Origin of the sequence: Streptomyces sp. NPDC050528, assembly GCF_044457795.1 — a bacterium.
Classification (GTDB): domain Bacteria; phylum Actinomycetota; class Actinomycetes; order Streptomycetales; family Streptomycetaceae; genus Streptomyces.
The window spans coordinates 17,110-42,807 of the sequence record NZ_JBITHH010000024.1; the positions used below are offsets into that span (position 1 = coordinate 17,110).

Annotated in this window: 21 protein-coding genes; 13 read left to right on the forward strand and 8 right to left on the reverse strand. The window is 66.9% G+C overall.

The window, feature by feature from the left end:
• The first annotated feature begins 159 nt into the window (after window positions 1-159).
• The 3 genes from ACIBK4_RS49145 to ACIBK4_RS49155 are packed head-to-tail and all read left to right on the forward strand — an operon-like array spanning window position 160 to window position 3,469.
• A complete protein-coding gene (locus ACIBK4_RS49145) occupies window positions 160-621 on the forward strand; it encodes a hypothetical protein (protein WP_399006470.1) in 462 nt (153 codons plus the stop codon).
• A complete protein-coding gene (locus ACIBK4_RS49150) occupies window positions 621-2,819 on the forward strand; it encodes a hypothetical protein (RefSeq protein WP_399006472.1) in 2,199 nt (732 codons plus the stop codon). The genes ACIBK4_RS49145 and ACIBK4_RS49150 overlap by 1 nt, the downstream gene beginning before the upstream one ends.
• A gap of 20 nt (window positions 2,820-2,839) precedes the next feature.
• A complete protein-coding gene (locus ACIBK4_RS49155) occupies window positions 2,840-3,469 on the forward strand; it encodes a hypothetical protein (protein WP_399006474.1) in 630 nt (209 codons plus the stop codon).
• 259 nt (window positions 3,470-3,728) lie between these two features.
• Here ACIBK4_RS49155 and ACIBK4_RS49160 read toward each other — a convergent pair whose 3' ends face one another.
• From ACIBK4_RS49160 to ACIBK4_RS49180, 5 genes are all read right to left on the reverse strand, one after another.
• Window positions 3,729-4,028, reverse strand: a complete 300-nt coding sequence (locus ACIBK4_RS49160) for a WXG100 family type VII secretion target (RefSeq protein ID WP_366436973.1) — start codon at window positions 4,026-4,028, stop codon at window positions 3,729-3,731.
• Between the two features lie 85 nt (window positions 4,029-4,113).
• On the reverse strand, window positions 4,114-4,461 hold the full coding sequence (locus ACIBK4_RS49165) for a WXG100 family type VII secretion target (RefSeq protein WP_366436972.1): 348 nt from the start codon (window positions 4,459-4,461) through the stop codon (window positions 4,114-4,116).
• 68 nt (window positions 4,462-4,529) lie between these two features.
• Entirely contained in the window at window positions 4,530-5,759 is a 1,230-nt protein-coding gene (locus tag ACIBK4_RS49170; protein ID WP_399006604.1) for a S8 family serine peptidase, read from the reverse strand.
• Between the two features lie 90 nt (window positions 5,760-5,849).
• A complete protein-coding gene (locus tag ACIBK4_RS49175; protein ID WP_399006477.1) occupies window positions 5,850-7,673 on the reverse strand; it encodes a hypothetical protein in 1,824 nt (607 codons plus the stop codon).
• Window positions 7,674-7,675: 2 nt separating this feature from the next.
• The gene (locus ACIBK4_RS49180) at window positions 7,676-8,122 is read right to left on the reverse strand and encodes a hypothetical protein (RefSeq protein WP_399006479.1); all 447 of its coding nucleotides are present in this window, start codon (window positions 8,120-8,122) and stop codon (window positions 7,676-7,678) included.
• 553 nt (window positions 8,123-8,675) lie between these two features.
• Here ACIBK4_RS49180 and ACIBK4_RS49185 point away from each other — a divergent pair.
• The 7 genes from ACIBK4_RS49185 to ACIBK4_RS49215 all read left to right on the forward strand — a co-directional run bounded on the left by ACIBK4_RS49185 (window position 8,676) and on the right by ACIBK4_RS49215 (window position 16,136).
• The gene (locus ACIBK4_RS49185) at window positions 8,676-9,155 is read left to right on the forward strand and encodes a hypothetical protein (RefSeq protein ID WP_399006481.1); all 480 of its coding nucleotides are present in this window, start codon (window positions 8,676-8,678) and stop codon (window positions 9,153-9,155) included.
• A gap of 11 nt (window positions 9,156-9,166) precedes the next feature.
• Entirely contained in the window at window positions 9,167-11,470 is a 2,304-nt protein-coding gene (locus ACIBK4_RS49190; RefSeq protein WP_399006483.1) for a hypothetical protein, read from the forward strand.
• Window positions 11,467-12,003 carry a hypothetical protein gene (locus ACIBK4_RS49195; protein WP_399006485.1) on the forward strand — a complete coding sequence of 179 codons (537 nt, stop codon included), beginning with the start codon at window positions 11,467-11,469 and terminating at the stop codon, window positions 12,001-12,003. Before ACIBK4_RS49190 ends, ACIBK4_RS49195 begins: the two co-directional genes overlap by 4 nt.
• 151 nt (window positions 12,004-12,154) lie before the next feature.
• A complete protein-coding gene (locus ACIBK4_RS49200; protein WP_399006487.1) occupies window positions 12,155-12,541 on the forward strand; it encodes a hypothetical protein in 387 nt (128 codons plus the stop codon).
• A gap of 74 nt (window positions 12,542-12,615) precedes the next feature.
• Window positions 12,616-13,128, forward strand: coding sequence for a hypothetical protein (locus ACIBK4_RS49205; RefSeq protein ID WP_399006489.1), 513 nt, complete (start codon window positions 12,616-12,618; stop codon window positions 13,126-13,128).
• A 99-nt stretch (window positions 13,129-13,227) separates the two neighbouring features.
• Window positions 13,228-15,546, forward strand: a complete 2,319-nt coding sequence (locus ACIBK4_RS49210) for a hypothetical protein (protein WP_399006491.1) — start codon at window positions 13,228-13,230, stop codon at window positions 15,544-15,546.
• Window positions 15,547-15,587: 41 nt separating this feature from the next.
• Window positions 15,588-16,136 (forward strand): hypothetical protein, encoded by a 549-nt coding sequence (locus tag ACIBK4_RS49215; RefSeq protein ID WP_399006493.1) that lies wholly within the window; start codon window positions 15,588-15,590, stop codon window positions 16,134-16,136.
• A 238-nt stretch (window positions 16,137-16,374) separates the two neighbouring features.
• Here the strand turns inward: ACIBK4_RS49215 and ACIBK4_RS49220 are convergent, their stop codons facing one another.
• The 3 genes from ACIBK4_RS49220 to eccB form a co-directional block, all read right to left on the reverse strand.
• Window positions 16,375-16,983, reverse strand: a complete 609-nt coding sequence (locus ACIBK4_RS49220) for a hypothetical protein (RefSeq protein WP_399006495.1) — start codon at window positions 16,981-16,983, stop codon at window positions 16,375-16,377.
• 133 nt (window positions 16,984-17,116) lie between these two features.
• Window positions 17,117-18,391 (reverse strand): type VII secretion-associated serine protease mycosin, encoded by a 1,275-nt coding sequence (mycP, locus tag ACIBK4_RS49225; RefSeq protein WP_399006497.1) that lies wholly within the window; start codon window positions 18,389-18,391, stop codon window positions 17,117-17,119.
• Between the two features lie 21 nt (window positions 18,392-18,412).
• Window positions 18,413-19,945 carry a type VII secretion protein EccB gene (gene eccB, locus ACIBK4_RS49230; RefSeq protein WP_399006499.1) on the reverse strand — a complete coding sequence of 511 codons (1,533 nt, stop codon included), beginning with the start codon at window positions 19,943-19,945 and terminating at the stop codon, window positions 18,413-18,415.
• 205 nt (window positions 19,946-20,150) lie between these two features.
• On the opposite strand from eccB, the gene eccE reads away from it, so the two are divergent.
• The 3 genes from eccE (at window position 20,151) to ACIBK4_RS49245 (ending at window position 25,631) form a co-directional block, all read left to right on the forward strand.
• Window positions 20,151-21,542 (forward strand): type VII secretion protein EccE, encoded by a 1,392-nt coding sequence (gene eccE / locus ACIBK4_RS49235; protein WP_399006501.1) that lies wholly within the window; start codon window positions 20,151-20,153, stop codon window positions 21,540-21,542.
• The gene (locus tag ACIBK4_RS49240; RefSeq protein WP_399006503.1) at window positions 21,542-22,288 is read left to right on the forward strand and encodes a hypothetical protein; all 747 of its coding nucleotides are present in this window, start codon (window positions 21,542-21,544) and stop codon (window positions 22,286-22,288) included. The genes eccE and ACIBK4_RS49240 overlap by 1 nt, the downstream gene beginning before the upstream one ends.
• Window positions 22,289-22,595: 307 nt before the next feature.
• Complete coding sequence (locus tag ACIBK4_RS49245) at window positions 22,596-25,631, forward strand: SCO5717 family growth-regulating ATPase (RefSeq protein ID WP_399006505.1); 3,036 nt, start codon at window positions 22,596-22,598, stop codon at window positions 25,629-25,631.
• Window positions 25,632-25,698 lie beyond the last annotated feature (67 nt).

The window sequence follows — 25,698 nt, forward strand, 5'->3', positions numbered from 1 at the left end:
GCTCACGGCTCACGGCTCACGGCAGCCAATAGACAGGCGTGAGAACCGTGGCTAGATCTTTGGCTCTCTTTGAGATCTGTGTTCAGTGGGTTGGTAGGTTCACGGCGCGTCTCCCCTTGCCGGCGAGATTCGCGCAGACAAACGGGGAGATATTCACGCATGGCGTGGGACGAGTGGGAGCAGCTCAAGGCCCAGGCGGCGGAGCGGCACTCGACGAAGATGGAGTTGAACCAGCTTCCGGCGGACCAGGGTGGGAGCGGCGGCGGGGACAGTCCGCAGGGTGATCTGCGGGTCAGTCAGAAGGACTTGGCCGCTGTCGGCGACGCCGCCTACCAACTGCACCAGGACTTCGCCCAGTTCAGCACCTACGCCCGCACCGCCTCCCTCACCGCGGCCGGCGGTCTCAAGAAGCAGGGGTTCGCGCTCGGCGCCGCACTCGACCACGTCGCCGAACGCTGGGCGGACCAGACCCGGTCCCTGCTCGACGCGACCGCCCACATCTCCAACCACCTCGACTACACCAAGGGCGCACACGCCGGGGACGAGGTCTACATCGCCGACTCCATCAGCAGCATCTCCACCCTCGACGACGGCTTCGACCACCGGAGCGGGCAGAACTGATGGACCTCGACACACTCCGGTACGGAAACTTCAGCCAACTCGGTGAGGCCATCACCGACTGGCAGCAGATGACGAAGAAACTCGCCGACCTCAAGAAGGACGCCGAGAACAACCTCAAGGCCAAGGCGGACAAGGCCGACTGGGCCGGCCTCAACGCCACCGTCACGCGCGAGTTCGTGGACAAGACCGCCACCGAGTTCGGCGACGCGCACACCCAGGCCGACTCGATCTCCAAGATCCTCAGTGACACACACGGTGAACTCGTCGGCTACCGCACCCAGTTGAACAACGCCATCGACCGCTGCGCCAAGAAACACCTGACCGTGGTGGACACCGGCGACGGCACCTTCGTCGTCACCCAGAACACCCGCCCCGACTGGGCATCCGACCCCAGCGGCAAGACCGACACCACCAGCCAGCAGGACATCGACACACTCCGCACCGAGATCGCACACATCCTCGGCAAAGCCACCGAGAGCGACAACAGCGCCGCCAAAGTCCTCCAACTCCTCGTCGACCAAGCCGAGTACGGCTTCTCCGACGCCGCATACGCCGACCGCGACTCCGCCACCAAGGCCGTAGAAGCCGCCGACAAACTGGCCAAAATGGCCAAGGACCCGAAGAAGATGTCGCTGGACGACATCACCGAGTTCAATCTGTACCTGGAGAACTACCACAATGACGCTCTGTTCTCAGAGCAGTTCGCGAAGCGGCTGGGCGCGAAGGGAACTCTTCAGTTCTGGGCGGACATGGCAGAACTTCATGCCGGCGCCAGGGGTACAGAACTCGCACGCATGGAGACCCTTCAAAAGAACTTGGGCCTCACCTTGGCCACGGCATCGTTCTCGGACTCCGACGACATGCAAAATTGGAAGAAGGACGTCCTCAAAGAGAGGAACACCAACTTCGTAACCGACCCTTCAAACCCGATGAAGAGTCCGGTCGGAGCTCTCGGCTCCCAGGTGCTGAGCAGCCTGATGCGACAAGGACATTTCGACACCAAATTCCTTGACGACTACCGTAGCGAACTTTTCAAGGCCGACAAGGGCGCAGGGGAATCCGGCACCAACAACCTATGGACCAAGGGTTACGACCAGATCGACCTGGAATTCGGGAAGGGCAACGGTCGCGATCCCTTGGAAGGGCTTTTCGATGCCCTATCGCACAATCCGGAGGCAGCAACCCACGCCTTCGACTCCAAGTCGGATCTGGACCACATGTTCGGCACCACGAAGTACACGGATCGAGGAACTTCACTGGGGCACGCTCTGGAGGCTGCGGTGACCGGAGTACCGGCTGGGGACCCGACGCAGCAGGCCGCGCCGCACAGCACCGCACAGGTCAAGATCATGGCGAACATCATGCAAGCAGTGGCTGACCCGGACGGCGGTGCAGACCTCGTGACCAAGCAGATGGGCGCCAGCTTCGGACATATGGCCGCAGCCTACATGCCGGAAATCAGCCAAGCATTTGGAGGCCCGAACTCGGGAGCAGTGTTCGTCACGAACAGCGACGCACCCTCGGGCCTCAATCGCTGGGACACAACGCGGTTTCTGTCCGCTGTTTCCCAAGATGCCGCAGGAAGGGCATCAATTCGCTACGGCGAGAGCATCTACACCGGTAGTCTCCTGGACGCACACCTCTCCGACCCTTCTCTGTTCGACGGAAGCCGCGAACAAGCCCTTCATGACATCGGCCGGAATGCCGGGATTATTGAAGGAATCGTCGGACGTTCTGTCGCAGACGCAGATATCAGCAGCGATATCGGGTCCACGAAGGATGAAAACGACGCTATTGCACAGCAGGGCGAGTTCTTCAAATCAGCGCTGTCCGCCGGCGTCGGAATTGGATCTGTCGCGCTCGTACCCGCGACCGGTGCCGGTGCGCTGACCGGTGCCGCCGGTGGAGGCTTCTTCGGCGGTGTCGCCAGTATGGCCGTTGATCGAATGGTCAGCGGCAAGGAACTTGACGTAGGCCAGGCGATGGACGAGGCCTTGTACCGAACGGGCCGGGATCTCAGCCAGACGCAAGACTCCGTCAGCCAGCAGACGCAGTGGTCGGTCGATGATGCCCTGAAACGCCGCCATGTCGATCTACCCAAACAGGGGACCGACGATCTTATCCGGAATTCCGTCAATGAGGGCTGGGAATCGAGCGATTCCATCCTGCATGATTTCAAGCAACGCCCTACCGGTTGAGGAAGAGGATATTGCCCCCCATGAAGAAGAGAGCAAGAGGAACCATCCTCGGCATCGCGATCCTCGGCCTAGTGGGCGGAGGCTGGTTCGGATACCAGCAAGTCTTCACGAAAGGTCTCGACCGTCTGCCGAGTAAAGTATGCGATAACGCAGCAAAGCGGGAGACGGTGATTCGCGTACTCCCTGACACCCGGTCAGCAAAGGAGGGGGCGAAGCAGGAGAATCCTGGCAGGAATTTTTCTTTCTACTGCCATATCTATACCAGCAGCGATTCAATCCTGTCCGGCGAAGTACAGGTTCAGGATTCCTCGGCAAAAGCGTGGGCTGATTATTACCGGGGATACGGCGGAGCAGGCGAGGGGGAGGTGGAGCGTGTTTCCCTCAAAGACGTCCAAGCACTGTCCAAAACGCATATGTCCAGCGTATACATCCCTTGCGTCCCACGAGGCGTCAAGGCGGCCGAAGCTTCACAGTCCTATGCACTCGTCACCGAAGTGCGCGTGATCGGGAAGAGTCGGACCAACGGGTTGGCACTACGTCAGGCCCTGACCGACTTCGCCTATCAGATCACCCAGCGGGCCTACGAACTGGGCGAGTGTCAGCCGACTCGGACGTTCGCCGAGGAGCTTCCGCGCTACGGGGCCAACTGAAATACCAATGCGGAGATCATCCAGCGCGATGATCGATGCATATGGCCCGATCGGATGCAGGGGGCCGTGGCGCCATCCCACGCTGCTTCGTCGGCGATTCCTGTCCCCCTGCAATGGAATCCTCGACTCTTATTACGGCCCCTTGTTGAGCAACACCGGGGTGGGCGCCTCCCGCGCGCGCCCACCCCGGTTTTTGCGACGAACCTCGGTGCTACTGGGCCCAACTGACCCGACTGCGTCCTACTGGCCCTACTGGGACCTAGTGGAAGTAGCTGGCGGCCTTCTTGTCGCCTTCCATGTAGGTACCGCCCGACGTGTGCACGACGTGGCCGATGCCGGTCAGCGCCGTGTGGATGTCGTTGGCTTCCTTGTCCCACCTGTGCAGCTTCTCGTTGAAGGTGCCCTGCGCGTCACCCTCCCAGTACTGCTGGCTTTTCACGACCAGCGCGCGAAGCTCCTGGAGGTCCTGCTCCAGCTGCTTCGCCTCGTTGCCGATCTTGGTGGCCGCGAAGTCCAGCCCGTCATAAGTGACGGAAAGGCCGTCGGAGTTACGGCTCATGCGTGTGTACCTCGTCTCGTTCGGGTGGGGCCGGTGGGCCGCTCAGTGTCGTCGTACGTGGTGGCGTTGTGTGGTGGCGCGTGACTCAGTAGGAGTTGAACGAGGACGGGGTCACCGTCGGCGCGCCGTCCTGGAGGTCGATCTTGTTGACCGCCGCGCGGACCTCGTCTTCCTTGCTGTCCTTGATGTTGCGCGTCGCGGTCATCGCCTCGATGACGTCACCGAGGATGGTGCCGATCTTCTGCAGCGACTCGTTGATCTCGTACTGCTTCTTGTCGAACGCGGCACGACCAATACCGTGCCACTGGCCCTCAAGCCCGTCGATCACACCCTGAAGCCCGTGCACGCGCTTGGCAATGCCGTCGTACTTGTCGAGCATCTGCTTCTGAATATCGACTACTGCGGCATCTTCGAGCTTCTGCTTGTTGGACATGGTCAGCTCACCCTTCTTGTGTTGACCGACTTGTATTGACTGGTTCGTGGTCTGGCTGGATATCCCGGTTACCTGGCACGTCGTGCGCGTGTTACGGCCACGCCGGCGCCGGCGATGAGGATTACTGCGGCGGCACCGCCGAGTGCGATCCACAGCGTGTTGCTGTCGCCGGACGAGTCCGCGCTCGACCCTGCTGCCGAGGTGCCGCCGGTGGAACTCTTTTCCTGGCCCTGCGCCGTGGCTGACGCAGACGGGGTGGATGCGGCCGAGGACGAACTCGCCGACTTCGCCAGCAGGTCGCCGCCGTTCTCCTTCGCGAGCGGGTCGACGTTCGCGGGGCCTGCGTTGTACTTGACGTTCTCCAGGACCATACGAGGACGGACAAACCCGTAACCTGCGTACTTGCTCGGGTCGTTCTCCGCCCACGACCGGCTCGCCGTGTCGATCAGCGCGCGAGTGACCTGGTTCACCGTCCAGTTGGGGTGAGCGGACCAGATGAGCGCGGCGGAGGCCGAGGCGATCGCGGTCGCCGAACTCGTGCCGGCCGTGTCGCAGTACGTACGGAAGGCGGTATCGCACCACCCCGGAATCCCCTCACCGGGTGCCACGAGGTCGACGAAATTCCCGTACGAGGAGAACTTCGTGACGGCGAACGAAGAATTGACCGCCGCGATGCCGACTACATAAGGGTAAGCAGCGGGATAGTCGATATTGCCAGCGCCTTTCCCCGTACCCGAATTGCCCACTGCGGCGACCATCAACTTGCCTTTTGAAGCGGCATACTTGATCGCTTCTTCCTCCTGTGGGCTGACAAACCCTCCGAAGGACATGCTGATGATCTTTGCATCGGTGTCGGCTGCGGCCCTGATCGCCTGCCACGGCTTGGGGGTCTTCTTCTTCTCCGCCGTATCGGCCTTGAACCCTTCGAAGGCGGCGCGATAGGGGACAATCTTCGCGCCCGGCGCCAGTCCCTGGAGGCTACCGCCGGATCCGGTGCCCGCGATCAGCTCGGCCATAGTTGTCCCATGGCCGTCGTAGTCGACCGTCGAGTGGTACGCGACCGCCTTGGGTACCTCGTCGACCAGGACCTGGCCCTTCAACGAAGGTGTATTCGGGTTTACTCCGCTGTCGATGACAGCGACCTTTACGCCCTTCCCCGTGCTGACCTTCCACATCTCGTGAACCTGCATCTGGTCCAGGTACCACTGCTTCGACTGAACATCGTCAGCGCCGGCGTTCGGCGCGAATCCCACGCTCACTACAGCCAGGGCACCGAGGACCGCACCCACGGCACGCAGTCGTCCGGCGCGGCATGTCCTGAGCAGCGCAGCCCTCTGGGCTCGACGGCTGTTCCCTGACTTCATGACGTTGGCTGTCCTCGCTCGCGCTCAGTTGGCGGCCGGCGGCACATCACGCCGCGGCTGGATGGGCAGGTGTGTCTCTTCGTCCTCAACGACTTGGTCGGGGCACGAAGCTCCGTCCGCTCGTCCCTTGTTGCCGAGATTCCCTTGGTTGCCTGGTCCGCGTACGAGGCCGGAGCCACCGCGCGTCATACCATTGCGTTCAGCTCGGGCAACGGATTTACGTTCGGTGGGCACCCCCGTGACAGTCTCCGACGCGCCCGTACCGCCGCGTGCCCTCGATGCGTTCGGGCCCGGCCCTGCAGCAGCATCGGGCGCTCCGAAGACACCACGCTGGCCCGGTCGACCGGGCGCGGACCGAGAGCCGGCCGCTTCCTCGGCTCCGATGACATTGCCACGGGGAATCCTGGACTCGCCCTTCGCCGAACCGCCTGTGCCGGAGGTGGGCCGTCCGCCCACCACTCCGTTCGAACGACCGGCACCGGTGACCGACCCGCCGTTGGCGCGCGGAGTCGCCGTACCGCTCGCTCTCGGCGTACCACCGGTGACACCACGACCCATCGGGGACTGTTTGGCTCCGGCGGCGGGGCCCTTGGCCAGCGACCGGCCTGTCTCGGTGGCGCGGCCCATCTGGCTTGTGGGCCCTCGGCTCGCCGACCGCCCCGTGTTTGAGTTCCTCAGGTCCGACGTACCGCTGCGCCCTTGCGCGGAGACCGGATTCCGAAGGCCTCCGGAACTACCCATGCTTCTGCCCACAGAACCGTTGGGCACGGGAGTTCCGAAGCCGCTGTCGAAGGCATTGGCCTGACCGCCCCCTGGGACAGCGACACCTGTAACCGGCGGATTGTGGACCGTCGTAGGTGTAGTGGTGGCCGGTGGCAGTGTGCCCACGCTGTCGATGTTCGTATGCGTGGGCACGTCAGGAGGCGCGACGTGACTGGCGACGTGCTTTGCAGGCGGCGTGACGTCGCTCACGACGTGCTTGCCTGAATCACCCGTGGCCGACTCGACCAGGGTGTGATGCCTTGCGGCAGTGACCGTAGTTGTCCCCTGCACGTGGTCCCGGCCTGAGTTCGAGGAGCCGTCGACGCGCCTTAGCGTCGTGTCAGGTTGCGGCACTCCGACATCCGGCATGGTCGTGAACTCAGGCGCCTTACTGTTCAAAGCCGCAAGTTCGTCTTTGGACACCACGTAGTAGGACGACAGCCGGTTCATCTGGTTGATCGCCTCTTGACGATCCTTCTCCACACGTACCGCTGCGGTGTACTCGTCCTTGTCCGCGACCTTCTCGGCCGCTGTGAACGTCGCGGGGTGTTTCCGCGCCGCCTGTGTATCGCGGGCGGGCATGGCACTGCGCACGGACGCCAGGCCCATGGCTGCAGCAGTGATCTGGTCGCCCGCGCCTCCGGCGAAAGCACTCAGACTGCGCGTGTGGGTGACGAGCTCGCTCCCCCACTTACGGAACGCCTCGCCCGCCTCCCCGGCCCAACGAACTCTGTCGATGTGTCCGCTGAGCTCGTCGGCCGCCACCTTGATCGCGTCACGCGCGTCCCACAGGGCCTTGCCGGAGGATTCCAGGTCTTCCGGGTTCGTCCGCTCGACAAGGTCGACCATCTCGTTGAGGGGACGATCCTCGAAATTCGTGCGAAGGTCCTTGGGCCCTCCATACACGGAGTCATGGACAGCCTTGCCCTGCGAGGTCTGTTCGACCACCGCGCGCACGGGGTTGACCACGAGGTTGTCCAACAGCCCGCCTCCGCGCGGCCGTTCCTCGACACCCCGAGCCAAGTCGGTGAACTGATTCTGGCTGGCGACCCTGCGCAGGTCCGCCTTGTGCTGATGGTCAGTCATCGTCACCCGCTCATACCGGAGTTGGCGGTGTTGGTGCGCTCGGGACCCGAGGCGGTGTTGATCCTCGTGATCTCCGTCTGAATCTCCCAGAACCGCCGGCGCTGATCTTCTTCCACCCCGTCAAAGGTGCCCCTGGCACCCTGCACGGCGATACCGATCGCCTCGATCTGCAGATGCAGCGTCTTGGACAGGGATGTGAGCTTGTTGTGGACCGCGTGGTACTCGTCGTACAGGCCGTCCGCTTCATGGAAAGCGCCTCGCCCACCCCGGTGGATCGATCCCGCGCTGACGGTCTGTGCCCCCACCCGGGTCGGATTCCCGGCCGACGCTTCAAGATCGCGCAGAACCTTGTCCACGCGACTCACGAAGTCGGTCAGCGCTTCGCTGCTCGCCTCCAGGTCCTTGGCCCTGGTGACCGACACGCCCCCCACCATGTCTGCCGGAAGCACGACGCTCCTCCCCGTTTCCCCGTACGTCCATCGGCCGCGGCCCGACCGAGGACGATCAATCGCTCACCGCACGATCGCAAAGTGAGCCGTGCCTGACAACACGTTTACCACTGTAGTCAACGTGCACATCGGGGCCAACCGGCCTGTGTGTTAACTCAGTTACGACGCTGGAGCGGGCGTCACATTTGCCCGGTTTGCCGGTTCGCACCCCGTCGGTCGCACGGCTCCTGATCCGTTACCCGGGGCGCCGACAGGTCAACCGTGACCGTGTCGACCGGTACGCAAGCTTCACCGCCCGGTGATCTCCATCAAATTTCCACACGCGATCGACGCACGGCAGGAGCAACGCCGGTCGTCGGCTTGACGCCGGTTTCCGGCGGAGCCGACGGGCCGTCTCCTTCGAAGCTTCACGCGATAACAATCGAGGCATGACGGACATGACCCGAACTTTGCCCGGTCAGGGTTGCTAACTTGACCGCGCGACAGCGCAGGAGCAGCCGCGTTCACCGAGCGGTAGCGGCCGCGGCAGGGCACACGGGGAAGGGGTCCACGCATGGCGTGGGAGGAGTGGGAGCAGCTCAAGTCCCAGGCGGCCGAGCGGGAGTCGACGCATATGCGGCTCAATCAGCTGGCGCCGGACGGCGGGGGCGGTGGTGGGGGATCCGGGGACCTCGTCGTGTACCAGGACGATCTCGGTGCCGTAGGGCATGAGGCCCGCATCCTGTACGACGACATCCGCTCCGGGGCGGACATCGCCGGCGCGGGGGCCGGCAAGGACGGCGCCGGTTCGACCGCGCAGGCCGCGACCACCCTGAAATCGCGCGGTTTCGAGACCGGCGGTGCGCTGGAGAAGACCGTCGAGGTGTGGACGTCCCAGGTCAAGTCCGTGCTGCAGGCCTGTGCGCACATCTCCGACCACCTGGACTACAGCAAGAAGCGTCATTCCGAGGACGACGCGGAGATCGGGACCGTCCTTCGCAACAGCGACGGCTCGGCCGTATCGGTGTCGAAACTCAACGAGTACTTCAAGTAGGGGAACCGGCTGTGGCTCTCACCTTCACGGACCTCGTCGAGGTCGACCTGGACAAGCTCGGTACCGCGGTGGCGGACTGGAAGAAGACCGTCGACAGGCTCAAGACGTCGGCGGAGAACGCGCGTAAGGGAATGCAGGCGAAGTCGGACTCGGCGCAGTGGGCCGGCGTCAACGCGACGGTGACCCGTGACTTCATCGCGAAGACCGCGAAAGAGGTCTCGGATCTTCACGCGGAGGCCAACAGCATCTACCAGGTGCTCGCCGACGGGCATCCCGAACTCGTCTCGCTGCAGAAGCAGGTCAAGGACGCCGCGGGGAAGGATGCGAGCGCTCTCGGCGTGCGTGTCGACGACATCGGGGACGGCAAGGTCGTCTGCATCTTCCCCCACATCCGCGGCGACACGGACGAGCGAACGCAGGAACAGCTCGACGCCAAGCGGGAGTTGGAGAGCCGGATCAACGGAATCCTCTCGCATGCCGCGGAGATCGACGCCTCGGTCGCCCGGGCCCTGGGCAAGAGCCACGGCGGCGACGCCCACAACGCGGGCCACAGTACGTACGAGTCGTTGAACGACGCCCAGGCCGAACGCGCGCTGGAACTCGCCCGCAAGGGCGACAAGATGAGCGACACGGAACTGCAGGAGTTCAACCGGCTGATGCGCTTCAACGGCCGTGAGAAGGACGGGGAGTTCGCGACCGAGTTCTACCAGGGGCTCGGCGGGCCGGAGAAGACGCTTGAGTTCTATGCCGAGATGTCGGTCGACGGGACGAACCCCGACGCGAGCAAGGTCCGGCTGAACGCCATGAAAGACCTGCAACAGAACATGGGGTTCGCGCTGGCCAACGCCACGGACCCGGACACGAGGCAGCACCTGCCCGCGAGTTGGGGATCCGACTTCCGCCGCCTGGGCACCCAGCAGATCGGCTGGGAACAGGGACAGTGGAACAAGCCGTACGGCTATCAGGTCCTCGGCGGCCTGCTGCGCTACGGCAACTACGACCCCCGGTTCCTCGATCCGATCGCCGAGCACGTCACCCAACTGCACAAGAAGGACCCGTACTTCTTCCTCAACAACAAGCCCACGGGCCAGGAAGACACCTACGGCTTCAACCCGTCGGGGCGGCTGGGCTCCGGCAACGACCCCCTCAACAGCGTGCTGGAGGCGCTCGGTCACAGCCCCGAGGCCTCGGAGAAGTTCTTCACGCAGCCGCCGACCGCGTACAACGAGGACGGCACGGCGAAGGGCGGCAGCCCGGGGTTCACCTCGTATCTCGATCTGTTCACGGACAAGGACTTCGACTGGACGGTCGACACCAACGACGCGAACATCCTGGCCGACGAGGACAAGACCAAGAACGCGCTCACCTTCGGCCCCGAAGCACTCGGGCACGCGCTGGAGTCGGCGACGACCGGGCGGCCGTACGACAGTGACGACGCCTCCGACGCCATCAAGCACACGCAGGCCCGTGCCGACCTGGTCCGCGACCTCGTCGACAAGTTCGGCGAGCACCCGGAACTCATCCGGCACAACGAGAACGGCGACATCGACGAGGAGTCCGGCCCGCTCTACGGCCTTCGGGGCAGCCTCGGCGACATCACCGCCGAGTACATGGGGGACTTCCAGCGGGCCATGTACAAGGAAGACCCGGGCAGCGATCTGTTCCCGACGTTCGGTACGGCCGCTGGACTGGACTCCGGTCACGCCGCTCGTTTCCTGGGCGCGGTGGGACAGGATCCCGATGCCTATTCGGCGATCACGAGTGCCCAACAGGCTTATACCGCCGAGGTCGTGGACCACGTCGTCAACGGTGACAGTCAGTCGACGGCCTCACTGGACGGACGCGTGGGTGACGTCGTCGCGCCGGGTTCGGCGATCGCGGGCATCATGAGCGATGCCAGAGCCGACGCGATCTACGAGTATCACGCCGCGTCGGACACGGAGTTCAACGAGGCGGCGGCCGACAAGCAGAAATGGGTGGACCGCATCCTGGGCATGGGGATCGAGAAGGTCGGCGAACGCATCCCCATTGCCGGCGCTCCGCTCGAATGGGCTTCTGAGGACATCCAGGAATCCATCATGAAGAGCATTGAGAAAGACACTACGACCGCTGCGGAACTAGAGGCCGGGAAGCAATACAGCAATGGTCGTGGCGCGGCCATCGACTCGGCCCAAGCAGCGCTCGACAACGCGTTGATGAACAATCAGCACATCAACTCCGACACGGCCGACGATCTCAGGCGTGCCGTTCGCACTGCCGCAGGTGTCAGCCACTCGGACGGCGCCCAGTGGAACTCGGAGAGTGACGCGAAGTGAGGCACAAGAATTACATCCTGCCGGGTGTCTCCATCCTCATCGCCGCAGTCACCGCAGCCGGCTGCTCGGCGGACAAGCCGAGCCGGGGGTTCACGGTTCCCAAAGCTCTGTGCGGGACATCCGTTCCCACCGACGCGCTCTCTCAACTCCTGCCCGCCTCCGGCAAACACCTCACCACAGAGACAGATGATTCGACCGACGGCGTACTGCTGTGCACGGTCAGCGTCGACGACGTCATGGTGTTGACGTTGAGCAGGGAGCGTATCGACGCCGGTGACTCGGCGCGGCACATCCTGTTCACCCAACTCCGCATCGCACGGCCGAAGTTCGCGGAGGGCACCAGCATCGCGTACGCCGACGACGCCGCGGTGTCACTGTTGAAGTGCCGTGGAGCCGGCGTGGAGGAGGAAGACATCAGTACCCTCATCAAGGTCCTGAAGCCGGCACGTCCGGACGAATCGGCCATGAAGACTCTGATCTCCAGCTACACGGCGACGATCAAGAAACAGGGGCCCTGCAAGCGGAGTTCGTGATCGGGGGCTCGCCGCTCACCACGGGGACCGTACGGATGCAGGCTGTCGTGGAACCCCCTCCCGCGTTTCGCCCTCGGCCGATGCCCCGGACAGACCGACCAGTCGCGCGACGGCCGGACACGGGGTTCAGGGGGCGGCGTACAGCAAGCCCGTGGACGAGCGCATCGCGCGTCAGAAGCAAGTCGCCGGCATCATCGCCGGCGGCGGTGCGTTCTCGCTCATCCCAGAGCCGGACAGCGGTCTGGCGTCGACCATCGTGCCCATCGCGGACGGGGACGACGGTGCGGGAGCCGTTACCGAATCTTCCAGGGCTGCCACCGCCTATGCCTTCGCGCGCTCCACGAAGTCCACGTCGTACTGCGAGGCCGGCATCCGCATGGACTACTCGGCCGCCGTCAAAGCCGCCGACACCATCGGCTGTTTGAAGGAGAGCGGTCCACCGAAGACGTTGGGACAGCTGAAGGCGTGTCTCCTCGCGGGCGGCTGCATCGCCTTCCCCGAAACTTCACACCCGACAATCCAGGCATCGCGGACCTGACCAGGACTTTACCCGGAGCGGGTTGCTAGCTTGACCGGACATCGGTTTCGAGCACACGGGGGAAGGGTCCGCCCATGGCGTGGGACGAGTGGGAGCAGCTCAAGGCTCAGGCCGCCGATCGGCAGTCGCCTGCGATGCAGTTGAACCATGTCGACGGTGGTGGCGGGACGTACGGGCCCTACGTGCTGCCGAAGCAGTACGGCGACCTCCGGGTCGGGCAGAAGGACCTCGCCAAGATCGGGAGTGCCGCGAACTCCCTCTACAACCAGCTGTGGGACAAGGCCCGCGTCGCCGTTCCCAGCAGCGACTCCGCGGCCGGCGATCTGTCGAAGCAGGGGTTCGCGCTCGGCGCCGGGCTCCAGCATGTGTCGAACCGGTGGGATGAGCAGCTCAAGTCCCTGATGGACGCATGTGCGCAGATCTCCAACCACATGCACACCACGACGAAGCTGCACGCCGGTGACGAGGGCTATATCCAGCGGCAGATGAGCAGCATCGACACCCTGGACGCCGGTTTCGACGAACGGGTCGGCAAGCCGGGCGAGAAGAATCCCGTCTACTACGGAGACAAGGACAAGAAGGAGTAGCGGTGGTGACCGCCCCGGCGAACGCGGCCCGACTGCATCACCGGACAGCGGCACCGGGTTCCCCTTCGCTTCTCTCACCTTCTCCAAGGACACATACCCATGCAATTCGATGCTCTCCGCGACGCCAATTTCAAGCTGCTCGACGACGCCGTCACCGACTGGTCGACGCTCGTCGGTCACCTCGCGGAACTGAAGAAGGACGCCGAGGACGACCTTCACCAGGCCGCCAACAAGGCCGACTGGGCCGGCATGAATGCCACGGTGACCAAGGAGTTCATCGGCAAGACCGCCGGTGAGTTCACCGACGCCCACACTCAGGCGAAGACGATTCACGGCATCCTGAGTGACACCCGGAATGAACTGAAGGACTTCCACGGGCAGTTGGTCGACGCCGTCGAGGGCGGCCGGAAGAAGAACCTCACCGTCATCGGGTACGAGGGCGGTTTCACGGTCACCACGAATGTTCCTCCGGAGGGCCGCGCCCGGGAGGACAAGGACAACTCGGCCGAGATCACCGCTCTGCGGGATCAGATCCAGGGCATTCTGAACAAGGCGACCGAGAGTGACGAGACGGCAAAAACGGTACTCCAAGCCATCGCCGATCAGAGCCAGTTGGGTTTCTCGGACGCCAGTTACGCAAACCGGGACGACGCCGTCGCGGCCGTCAAGGAAGCCGACGCACTGGCCGAGCTGGCGAAGAAGAACCCCGACGATCTGACGGTCGAGGAGTTCGACAGGATCAATGCCGGTCTCAAGAAGTACAGCGGCGACTCACTGTTCTCGGAGGAGTTCGCCACGCGGCTCGGGCCCCAGAAGACCCTGGAATTCTGGACCGGGATCACCGACCCCAATCGGGGGAACTACGAGCTTGGGCAGAAGCGGCTCGATCAATTCGACGATCTGCAGCGCAACTTGAGCATGACGCTGGCCCACGCCTCGCAGAGCGACTCCACGGCGATGGCCGACTGGAAGCGCACGATGATCGACATCGGCGACAAGCCGCTGTACGGCAACCACGGTGGCCCCATGGGCTTCCAGGTCATGAGCAACCTGATGCGGGCCGGGGACTACGACGACCAGTTCCTCAAGGACTACGGCACCAAGCTCATGGAGACCGAACGCAAGCTCACCGACAACGGCGCGCACCGCAACGGATTCTGGCAGCGCATGGGCGGCGATCCCTGGCTGAACCGCATCGGGGACGACAGCGGCTCCGACCCGCTCACGGGTTACCTGAAGGGCCTGTCCAACAGCCCTGACGCGGCTACGTCGTTCTTCAACCAGGAGTACGTCTCGAAGGACAACCCGGACAACCCCTTCGAGCGGGACTCGGACGACGAGAACGACTACAAGGGCAAGGTCACGCTGTCCAACTTCCAGTACCTGTTCGAGGAACGGGACTGGCCCCAGGAGGTGGACCTCCATGGGGACGATCTCCACACCGGGCAGAACAATCTCGCCCTGGCCTTGGAGGCGGCCACCACGGGGCATCCGGCCGGCGAGCTTCCCAACGCGGACAACACATCGGCTCACACCGCCGAACAAGCCGGTCTGATGAGGGAGATCGTCAACTCCATTTCCGACGACCCCGGCCGCTTGAAGGACAACTCCTACATGTCGGACAGCATCGGCCAGATCGGATCCGAGTACCTTCCCGACATTCACCGGGCGATGGCCGACGGCCCGGAAGTGAGGGACGGGAAATCCGGATGGAACCTGCTGTTCCCGCTGGCCGGTGAGGACGCGAAGCTGGATCACAGCGGGGTGACACGATTCCTCGTCACCGTCAGCCAGAACCCTGAGGGCTACAGCGCTCTGAGCGTGGGCGAAAAGGCTTACACGGCCAGCTTGATGGACTACCACCTGAATCCCGATCTTCCGGATGAAAACCGTTACCCGCACGATGCGAAGGACACGATCACGAGCATCTCGCGCAAGTCCGGAGAGTTCAGCGGTCTCCTCGCGCAGGGACGGCAGGAAGCCGTTCTCGGCCCGGCCGGCGAAAGTGACGGTGCTTTCGATACTGCCGTGAATCAGAAGAAGAACGTGATATCCGGTGTCGTCGGCACCGGGGTCGGCATCGGTACGAGCTTCATCGCCAGCCCCGCAGTCGGTGCCGGTGTCGGCGGCCTCGCGGGAACCGTGACCTCGGTGGTGCTGGAAGATTTCTACAAAGACGAATCCGGCCAATACCGTTCAGAGGTCGGCAGTGACATCGCGACGCGTTGGGAGACGGTGAAGGACACGACGACCAGCATCAACTACCTGGCGGCCAACGAAGCGGCCAAGGCCCACCACGCCACCTACTCGAACCAGATCGACACATGGGTGAGCGAAGGCACCGCCACCGGCTTCGATGACGCGAATACCGACATCCACGCGATGGCCAGAGACATGGACACCGAGATCCCCGACTGATCCACGGCTCCCCCACCCCACAGGCAGAATCACCGACGGTATTGGACAACGCGATGCAGGGACTCTCGGGCAGCGGAGAACGTCACGCCGCTGTCATCTTCGGAGCGGTGCTCCTCGTTGTGGCAACGGCTTCTTGCTCTTCGCCGTCCCCCACACGCGAGTACGCCCTGCCGAAGGATCTGTGCGGAACCCCGATTTCGAGCGCTGTGCTGGAACCCGTACTGCCGCCCGGAAAGAAGGTCGGCGCGCAGCCGACATCCGCGGTCGGAGTTCAGCGCTGCCGAATCCAGGTCGACGGGAAAACAGTGCTCTCCGTCAGCACGGAGAAACGAGCGGACACTGCTTCGGCCCGGGACGTGGCCATGTCCGCGGTGGGAGTGGATCCGAACGACACGAGCGCGGACAACGGACAGCTGATCTACTCGAAAACCGGAGCCGTCAACAAAGTGGCGTGCCCTGCGTCCGCGTCGTCGGACAGTTCGCTGTGGGTCACGGCTCGGGCCACACAGGCCTCAGCCGCGTCGGACATGCGGCGGCTGGTCGAGCGATATGCGGCCGCGGTGGCGAAGACAGACGCCTGCCAGGGCTGACGCCCCACCTGGCTCGGGGCAACGGCCGCGCAGGTGCAGGAGGTCTGCTGTCGGGGCTCGAACTCCTCTTACGACAACGGGAGTCAGAGGTGTCGATCACCCGCGAGGGCAACTTCAGCGCGGTACCGAAGTGTTCCCGTTGCGGCAGGGCGTTCGGGACCTGGACCGCGATCCGGAACTCCGTCCGGACGGACGCGTTGGGTCGTCGTCGCCCCGGCTCCCTCACTCCATGCGCCGGTCAGCACGCCCCCTCCCGCGTCCCCACCGCCAGCCGATACCCCGGAAACGTCACCGTCCCCTCCCCGCCGGTGATCCCGGGTGGCGTGTAGTCGTCCTTCTTCGAGCGGGCGCGGACGACATGCGTGCAGAACGACGTCTCCGTGCCGTTGGCCGCGACCGTGAAGTACGCGTCGGCGTCCGTGTTCGCGGGGGCCGGTTCCGCGGTCACGCCTGTGCTCGGGGCGTCGCCGCCGCCGTTCTCGGTGACCTTGTCCCTGATCAGGGTTTCGTAGTCGTCGAAGTAGAGCGGGGTGCCCGACTGGTCGGTCCGGTACGTGTAGCCGTCCAGGTCATCCGTGGCTCCCCGCACCGCACTCGTCAACTCCCCGTCGCTCCACGCCATGTCGTCGGCCACGCCGAAGCCCTGGACGCACGTCCAGATGCCGACCCCCGCCATCGCGCCGAGGGCGACGCGGGCCACCGTGAAGGAGGCGTCGGAGACTTCGGGGGCCGACGGGTTGATGCCGGCCCGCCACGCGCGCACCCGGTCCGCCTTCACACAGGCCATGGCCAGGAGGACGCCGGACACGCCCAGGCCGATGATGTTCAGCTCGGTCAGCGCGTCCAACTGGCACCCGCCAAAAGGTCGTTGAGGTTGACGTTCACGTCCGTCGGCCGGGCCGCCGAAGCGTCGTCACCGTTCAAGCCCACCTGCCACCAGCCCCGCACTCCCGCCAAAACGCCGCCCCCGTTCATCCCCGTCACCCGCCCGCTCCGCCCCCGACCCGCGCCCGCCGCCTCCGCGCATCCCGAACCGCCACAGCCGTCCCCCCCAGCCCCGCCACCGCGACCAGCCCGCCGACGACGACGTACGTGCCCAGCCGCGTGTTCCGTTCGTCCGCCGTCTCGCCGAAGTGGACGGGGGCGATCGACGGTGCCTCGCCCTTCGTCACGCCGCCCTCCGGCTTGGGGGACTCCACGGGGTGTTCGGGGTCGACGTCCGTCAGTGCCTTGACCGGGTCGACGACGCCCCAGCCGACCAGGCGGTCGTGGCCGGAGATGGTGCGTTCCGCGGTCTGTTCGATCTGGGCGACGATCTGCTGGGCCGTCCAGTCGGGGTACTTGGACTTCAACAGGGCCGCCACGCCCGCGACATAGGGCGCCGAGAAGCTCGTACCGTTGTCGGAGCAGTGGCCGTTGCCCGGGACGGTGGAGATCATGTCGACGCCGGGGGCGGCCACGCCGACGAACTCGCCGGACTGGGAGAAGGAGGCGCGTTCGTTGTTGCGGTCGGAGGCCGCCACGGCGAGGACGCCCTGGTAAGAGGCCGGGTAGGTGATCTGGTTCTTGCCGCCGAGGCCGTCGTTGCCGGCCGAGGCGACGACCACGACGCCCTGTTCCAGCGCGCGGTGCACGGCCGTTTCCAGCTTGTCGTCGGGGGCGACCGCGTTCGCCGTGTCCTGGGAGATGTTGATGACGCCGGCGCCCTTCCTGACGGCGTCGTCGATCGCCTGCGCCAGGGTCTCGGCCGTGCCGTCGCCCTCCGCGTCGTTCTGCTTGATCGGGATGATCGTCGCGTCGGGGGCCAGGCCCACGAAACCGGTGCCCTTGGCGGGGCGCGCCGCGATGATGCCCGCCACGCGCGTGCCGTGGCCGACCGTGTCGCTGGTGCCCTGGTTGTTGCCGCGGTCGATCTTCTCGCCCTTGGAGTTCTTGGTGGGCAGGAGGTTCTCCCCTGCGGACGCGTCGACCGCCTTCGTCAACTGCGGGTTCTTTACGTCGACTCCCGTGTCGATCACGGCCACTTTGACGCCCTTGCCGGTGGACTGCGCCCACAGCTCGTCCAGGTTGACGCGCTGCAGCGCCCAGGGGCGGCCCGTGTACGGCTTCGACGGGAACGTGCACTGGGCGTCGTCCGCCCACACCGGGGTCGCCGCCGAAAGCGACAGCGAAACAGTCAGCGGTACGGCCAGCAGCGCCGTCGTCGCCGTGAGCGCGGCCAGCCTGCGCGGGCCCAACATCCGTACGGTCAGCATGAGTTGACGTCCCCCTCGCGCCTACGAACCCTGCGGCTGCCGGGCCGCCGCCTCCGACAGGCGCGGGCCCGTCGGCAGGAACGTGGACCACTCCGCGGGGACCGGGGCCGGGGTGACCTTCTCGTAGCCGAGGCGGGTCTGGGCGATCTTGGCCTCGCTCAGTTCGTCCTTGCGCTGCTTGGCCGTCGTACCGATGCCGCTGTCGGTGGTGGCGCTGTCGCTGTTGGACTGCAGGGCGTAGCGCAGGCCCGTGTCGGTGACCAGGAAGACCGGGCCCGCGTCGGCCTCGGTGCCCATGACCTGGCGGTAGAGCTGGCCCGAGCCGGCGGTGACGTACCCGCTGGAGGAACCGGTGGGGAGGGCCGCCGGGAAGTCGGTGCCCGCCCAGGTGGAGAGAGTCGTCTTGTTGCCGCTGCCGACCGAACGCAGCACATTGCAGACGGTGTTGCGGCCGCTGGTGGCGCTGGTGCCGTCGTTGACCGTCTTCGGCATGTACGTCGGCCAGTTCTTGTCGGCCTCGAAGGTCGTGCTGTCGGCGACCGCGCCGGGGCTGACCGGCTGCGCCTCGCCCGTCTGTCCGACGGGGAGGAGGTCACTGCTGTTGAGCAGCAGCGTGGCGACGAACTCCGTGATGCGGGCCACCTTGCCGGGCAGCACCACGTAGTAGTTCATCGTCTGGCCGTCGTTGGCCTTGATGACCTCGCCGACCTTGTCGTACTGCTGCACCGACGCGTCGCCGAGCGCGTTCGCCTTCGTGCCCGGGGTGCCGTCGGTGATCTTCGGGATCTCGATCGGGTCGCCCTTGTGGAGGGTGTCGAGCCACTCCTGGGAGACGCGCTGCGGGGCACGGCGCTGGGTGTCGAGGGCCTTGAGGAGTTCGTTGTCGGAGGGGTCGGCCAGCGGGTAGGCGGTGCCCTTGGCGTCGACGACGTACTGCTTCTTGCCGTCCGGGCCGACGACGTACATGAGGTCGCCGCCCGTGAGCTTGTCGGGTCCCTCGGTCTTGGACCAGTCCTTCTCGGCGAGGACGAACGCGGCCTTCTGGATGGACCGGCCGCCGGCGGAGGGGCTCTCGCAGACCGCCCAGCGCTTCGCCGCCTCGGCCTCGTCGGAGGAGGGCAGACGGTCGGGGGCGTACGGGATGCCGATGGTGGCGCCGTGCGGGGGCTTGCCGCTGTCGAGGACCTTCTCGTCGACGGTGATCACCGAGTCCTGGCCGGGTTCCAGGAGGAGTTTGGCGGAGGCCATGTTGAGGACCGGGTGGAGCTGGGTCTGCTTGCCCGTCTTCAACACCACATAGCGCGTGGTCGACTCGCTCGCCACGATGACGTGCTCGTTGGGCTTGGACCAGCCCGGCGGGGCCGTCGGCTTGAACATGCCGATACCGCCGAACACCGCGAGGATCACCACGCCCACGACGACGCCGGGCACCAGCGCGCCCAGCGGTTTCGGCGCCCCTTCTTCCGAGCCCGTGGGCGACGGCTGCAGGAAGGACGCCAGCGTGCGGCGCTTCGCGAAGGTGTAGGCGTTGAGTTCGTCGCGCCGTGATGCCATCTGTGTCCGCTCTCTCCCCGTGCGGAGCCGTGGAGGACCTGTGGAGATACGTCCCCAGCCCCCGATTGCCTCTGATACCTCAGGTGTCAGACCCGCCCCCTACTATGCCTGTTGCGTGGGTGTGCTTGTGTCACGGGTAGGGTGCTCTGGCCTTGAAGGGACCAGTGCGCAGGGAATTTCGGGAGAGTTCGGGGGTTTTGGAGTGATGGCTTCCGCAACGCGGAATCGGTCGCGATCGCAATCGGCGTCGAGAGCGGGATCGGGGCCGGTATCGGGGTCGGATTCCCGATCACGGTCGCGATCAGGATCGGCACCGGGACCGGACTCCCGTCCGCCCGCGTCGCGCACGACCGTGCCGTACCGCGGATCCTTCACTCCGCATCTCAAGTCCCGCTCGGGGCGCGGGGGTTCGTTCACGACCCAGCGGCTGGTGCTGCTGGAGGTCGCCGCCGCGCTGGTGGTGTCCGGCTGGCTCGTCGGTCCGATGGCGCTGGTGCCGGCGATCGTGCTCGCCGCGCTTCTCGTGGTCCTCGCTGTCGTACGACGCCGGGGGCGCTCCCTGCCGGAGTGGCTCGGCACGCTGCTCGCGCTGCGCGCCCGGGCCCGGCGGGCCGCGAACACCCCGGTGCCGCCAGGGACCGACGCGGGTCTCGCGCCCGCCGTGGAGTGCGACCCGAACCTGCGGACGTACAGCTATCACCGCGGCGACGACCGCGACCGGCGGCCGGTCGGGATGGTCGGCGACGGCGACTTCCTCACCGCGGTCCTCCAGGTGGAGTCGGACGCGGGCGCGCTGCGTGCCGAGCGCGGGCGCAGACCACTGCCGGTCGGGCTCGTGCGGGACACTCTCGAAGTCGACGGCATCCGCCTCGAATCGGCGCAGATCGTGGTGCACACGCAGCCGGCGCCCGCGCTGCATCTGCCGCAGCAGTCGGTCGTGGTGAGCAACTACGCGCCGTTGCAGGCCCAGACGGGCTCCCCCGCGGTGCGCATCACATGGATCGCGCTCAAGCTCGACCCCGAACTGTGCCCCGAGGCGGTGGCCGCGCGCGGCGGCGGGCTGATCGGCGCGCAGAAGTGTCTGGCGCGGTCGGCGGAGCACTTGTCGAGCCGGCTCTCCGGTGCCGGGCTGCGGGCCACCGTGCTCTCCGAGGAGGAGCTGACGGCCGCGATCGCCACCTCCGCGTGTGCCAACCCGATGGTGACCGCGCAGGCCGGGCGGAGCGAGGCGCCGCAGCGGCGGACCGAGGAGTCCAGCCGCAGTTGGCGCTGCGACAACCGCCGGCACACCACGTACTGGGTACGGCGTTGGCCCCAACTGGGCGATACCGGCGCCTCGTTGGCACAGCTCGTGGCCCAACTGACGGCGGTCCCCGCACTGGCGACGACGTTCAGCCTGACCCTGGCCAAGGGCGAGCAGCAGGACGTGGCCCTCACCGGGCACCTGCGGATCACCGGCCGCAGCAACCAGGAACTGACCGACGCCCGGCGCGAGTTGGAGCAGGCCGCCCGCCAGGCACGGACCGGACTGGCCCGCCTGGACCGCGAACAACTCCCCGGCGTCCTCGCCACGTTGCCCCTCGGAGGTGCCCGCTGATGACCATGACACCCACCGAACCCCGGGCCACCGGCCTCACCTCCCGTCTGCGCTCCGGCTTCGGCCTGCTCGGCCCCCGCCACCCGCGCCACACCCTGCCCGTCGACCAGGTGGAGGCGCTGTCGCTGCCCATCGGGGACGACGGCGTCGTGGTCGGCATAGACCCCGAGGGCCAACCGGCCGTGCTCGGGGTCAACCGCCCCACGCCGTACGACATCCTGCTCATCAGCGGCCTCTGGACGGCCCAGGTGCTGGCGCTGCGCGCGGCGGCCACGGGAGCGCGGGTCGCCGTCGAGACGGGACGGCCGCAGGCCTGGATGCAGATGGTGCACGCGATGGGCGGCGGCCAGAACGGCCTCGCGGTCTACGACGTCGGCCGCGTCCCCCCGCAGGGTGCCTCGGCCGGTACGCCCGTGCTGGTGGTGCGGGACTGCGGGATGCGGCCGCCGCGCGGGCGGGTGACCTCGGCGCCCTGGCAGTCCGTGCTCACGCTGCTGCCGTATCTCAGCCCGGTCGCCCCGCGGTTGATGCGACAGGCGCGGCTGGTGGGCGTGCAGCGGGTGTCGCCGGACGAGGCGGCGGAGATCGGGCGCGTGCTCGCCCTGCCCCGCCTCGACCTCGACGCACTGCCCACGCTGCCCGACGGCGTCACCCTGTGGTGCACCGAGCGGGACCGGCAGTACGTGATGACCCAGCCGACGGACGCGGAGGTCGGTCTGCTGGGCGTGGCCCGCCGCATGGACTGACGGGCGGACCGGAGCACCAAGAGAGCCGACCGGACGGAATGGGATACCCCACCTGTCCCATTTGGTCGTTTTCCAGGGCGATTTGATCCGCTATCGCCGGTCTCGGTCGTGCGGGTGTGCACGAAGGAGTGGGCGGGCCTGCCGAGTCCACGGTTTTGGTGATTAGGCTGGGACTGGGCACGTCACGAGTATCCGCGAGCGGATGGTGCGTGGCCCAGGGGCCCCAGGGGGACAACCCGGCGCATCGGACGGTGCGAACCGTCGCCCCGGCACGACATGAGGGTGCTCGACCACACCAGGAGGAATTGTGAGCAGCGATCGGGACGGGATCCGCGGGGGCTGGGCCACGCCCGGCGATGACCAGCCCGACGACGAGTCCGCCATCGAGATGACGGGCGAGTTCACGATCGACTACGCGCCGCCGGCCTGGTACACGCAGAACTCGTCCGGCGCGTCGGGCGCGTCCGCGCAGGCCTCACCGGCACCGACTCCGGCGAACGGTACGGAGCTGCCGCCCCCGCCGCCGGCGCCCCCGGTCGGACCCTCGTTCCCGGTACCGGCACCGCCGGACAACTCCGGTTTCCAGCCCGGCTGGGCACCCGCGGCCGCGACTCCGCCGCCTGCGGTCCAGCCACCCTCCGTCCCCGAGGAGGAGCCGGAGAACGGCGACCTCGTGAGCGGGGCGACGATGCGGATCTCTTCCGCCGCGTTGAAGAGGGAGATCGCGGAGCGGGGCGGGGAGGCGCAGGCCGCCCCTGATCAGGCCGACGCGGAGACCCCGGCGGCTGCTGCTCCGGCTCCGGCTCCGGCTCCGGCTCCGGCTCCGGCTCCGGCTCCGGCTCCGGCTCCGGCTCCGGCCGAGGTTCCCGTGGGTGACGAGGCTTCCGTAGAAGGTACGGAAGGTGCGGAAGGCTCGGGTGCCGCTGACACTGAACCGGGTTCCGGAGAGCCGGAGTTCGAGGGCGAGGTCCCGGAGAACGGTGACGCCGAGGGCGAGGCCACCGACGCCGCCGAGGTGAGCACGCAGGACGAGGACGGCGCGGTCGCCGAGACGGACGCCGGGGACTCCGCGGAATCCGGCGCCGGCGAGAGCACCGACGACGCCTCTGCTGCGCACCCCGACGCGGACCCGGCCGGCGACACGGCGAAGGAGCCGGACGCCCCCGACGCCACACCGTCCACGCCCGACGCCGACTCCCCCCAGACTGCCGCCCCGGCCCCGGCCGCCACCGGTGACGTACCGGAAGCGCCGCCCACCTGGACTCCTCCGCCGGCCCCGCAGAGCGGTGTCCCGCCGCTGCCGCCCTCCTACCAGCCCGCCGCCCCGGCCCCGGCCGACCACTGGCCCGCGCAGCCCCACCCCCAAGGCCAGCCGCAGCCCGCGTCGGCGGAGGGCATGGCACCCCCGCCTCCGATGCCGCCCGTGCCGCAGCAGCCCGTCGCGCCCCCGGCGCAGCCGCCGCTGGCGCCCCAGCAACAGCCCCCCTTCCAGCCGCAGGCCCCGCAACCAGCACCGGCCGCCTGGAACGCACCGCCCGCCCCCAACACCCAGGGCGGCTACGGCTTCCCACCCGCGCAGCCCGCCCCCAACACACCGAACCAGCAAGGCAGTTACGGCTTCCCCCCGGCACCCGTACAACAGGGACAGCCCACCCCCGCCGTACCGAACCAACCGAACCAACAAGGTGGTTACGGCTTCCCGCTCCCGCCCGCGCAGCAGGCGCAGCCGACCCCGGCACCGCCGCACCAGCAGGGCGGTTACGGCTTCCCGCCCGCACCCCCCGCACCCGTACAGCAGGGCCAGCCCGCCCCCAACGCGCCTAACCAGCAAGGTAGTTACGGCTTCCCCCCGGCGCCCGCGCAGCCGGGTCCGCCCAACCCCCAGAGCGGCTACGGCTTCCCGCCCGCGTCCGCCGCACCTGCCGCACCCACGCAGCAGGCCCAGCCCGACGGACCGCAGCCCCCGCAGGCGCAGCCGCACCCCCAGGCCCAGCCCCAGGCGCAGCCCCCGGTCGACCCCCGTACCGGTGCCGCCTGGCCGCAGCCCATGCAGCACGACCAGCGGCAGCCGACCAACCCCGGTGCCGCGCCGCTGGGTTACACCGCTGCCGTGGAGCTGTCGTCGGACCGGCTGCTCAACAACAAGAAGCAGAAGGCGAAGAGCGGGCGGCCGAGTGTCGCGCCCTCGCGGTTCAAGCTCGGCGGCAAGAAGGAAGAGGCCGAGCGGCAGCGGAAGTTGGAGCTGATCCGTACGCCGGTGCTGTCGTGCTACCGGATCGCGGTCATCAGCCTCAAGGGCGGTGTCGGCAAGACCACGACCACCACCGCGCTGGGCTCCACGCTCGCCACCGAGCGCCAGGACAAGATCCTCGCGATCGACGCCAACCCGGACGCCGGCACCCTCGGCCGTCGCGTGCGCCGCGAGACCGGCGCCACCATCCGCGACCTGGTCCAGGCGATCCCGTACCTCAACTCGTACATGGACATCCGCCGGTTCACGTCCCAGGCGCCCTCCGGTCTGGAGATCATCGCCAACGACGTCGACCCGGCCGTCTCGACCACGTTCAACGACGAGGACTACCGGCGCGCGATCGACGTGCTGGGCAACCAGTACCCGATCATCCTCACCGACTCCGGTACCGGTCTGCTCTACAGCGCGATGCGCGGTGTGCTCGACCTCGCCGACCAGCTCATCATCATCTCGACGCCGTCCGTGGACGGTGCGAGCAGTGCGAGTACGACGCTGGACTGGCTGTCCGCGCACGGGTACGCCGACCTCGTCTCACGCTCGCTCACGGTCATCTCCGGTGTCCGTGAGACCGGCAAGACGATCAAGGTGGAGGACATCGTCAGCCACTTCGAGACGCGCTGCCGGGGTGTCGTGGTCGTGCCGTTCGACGAGCATCTCGCCGCCGGTGCGGAGGTCGACCTCGACATGATGCGGCCGAAGGTACGGGAGTCGTACTTCAACCTCGCGGCCCTGGTCGCCGAGGACTTCGTCCGCCACCAGCAGATGCACGGCCTCTGGACGAGCGACGGCAACCCGCCGCCGGTCCTGGCCCCGCCGATGCCGGGCCAGCAGGGATACCCGGGGTACCCGGCGCAACCGGGACAGCAGGGCTATCCGGGCCAGCAGCCGTACCCGGGCCAGCAGCCTCCCGGCCAGCCCGGCCCCTACCCTCAGCAGCAACCGCAACAACCGCAGCCGCCGCACCCCGGTCAGCCGTACGCCCCGCAGCCCTACCCCCAGCAGGGCCCGCCCCCGGCGCAGCAGCCAGCCCCGCCGTACCCCCAGCACCCGGGTCAGCAGCCTCCGCCGCCGCCCGCACCTCCTCAGCAGTAACCCCACCCGAACGACGAAGGGCGGCCGATGCCTGTAGGCACCGGCCGCCCTTCGTCGTCGTAGAGAC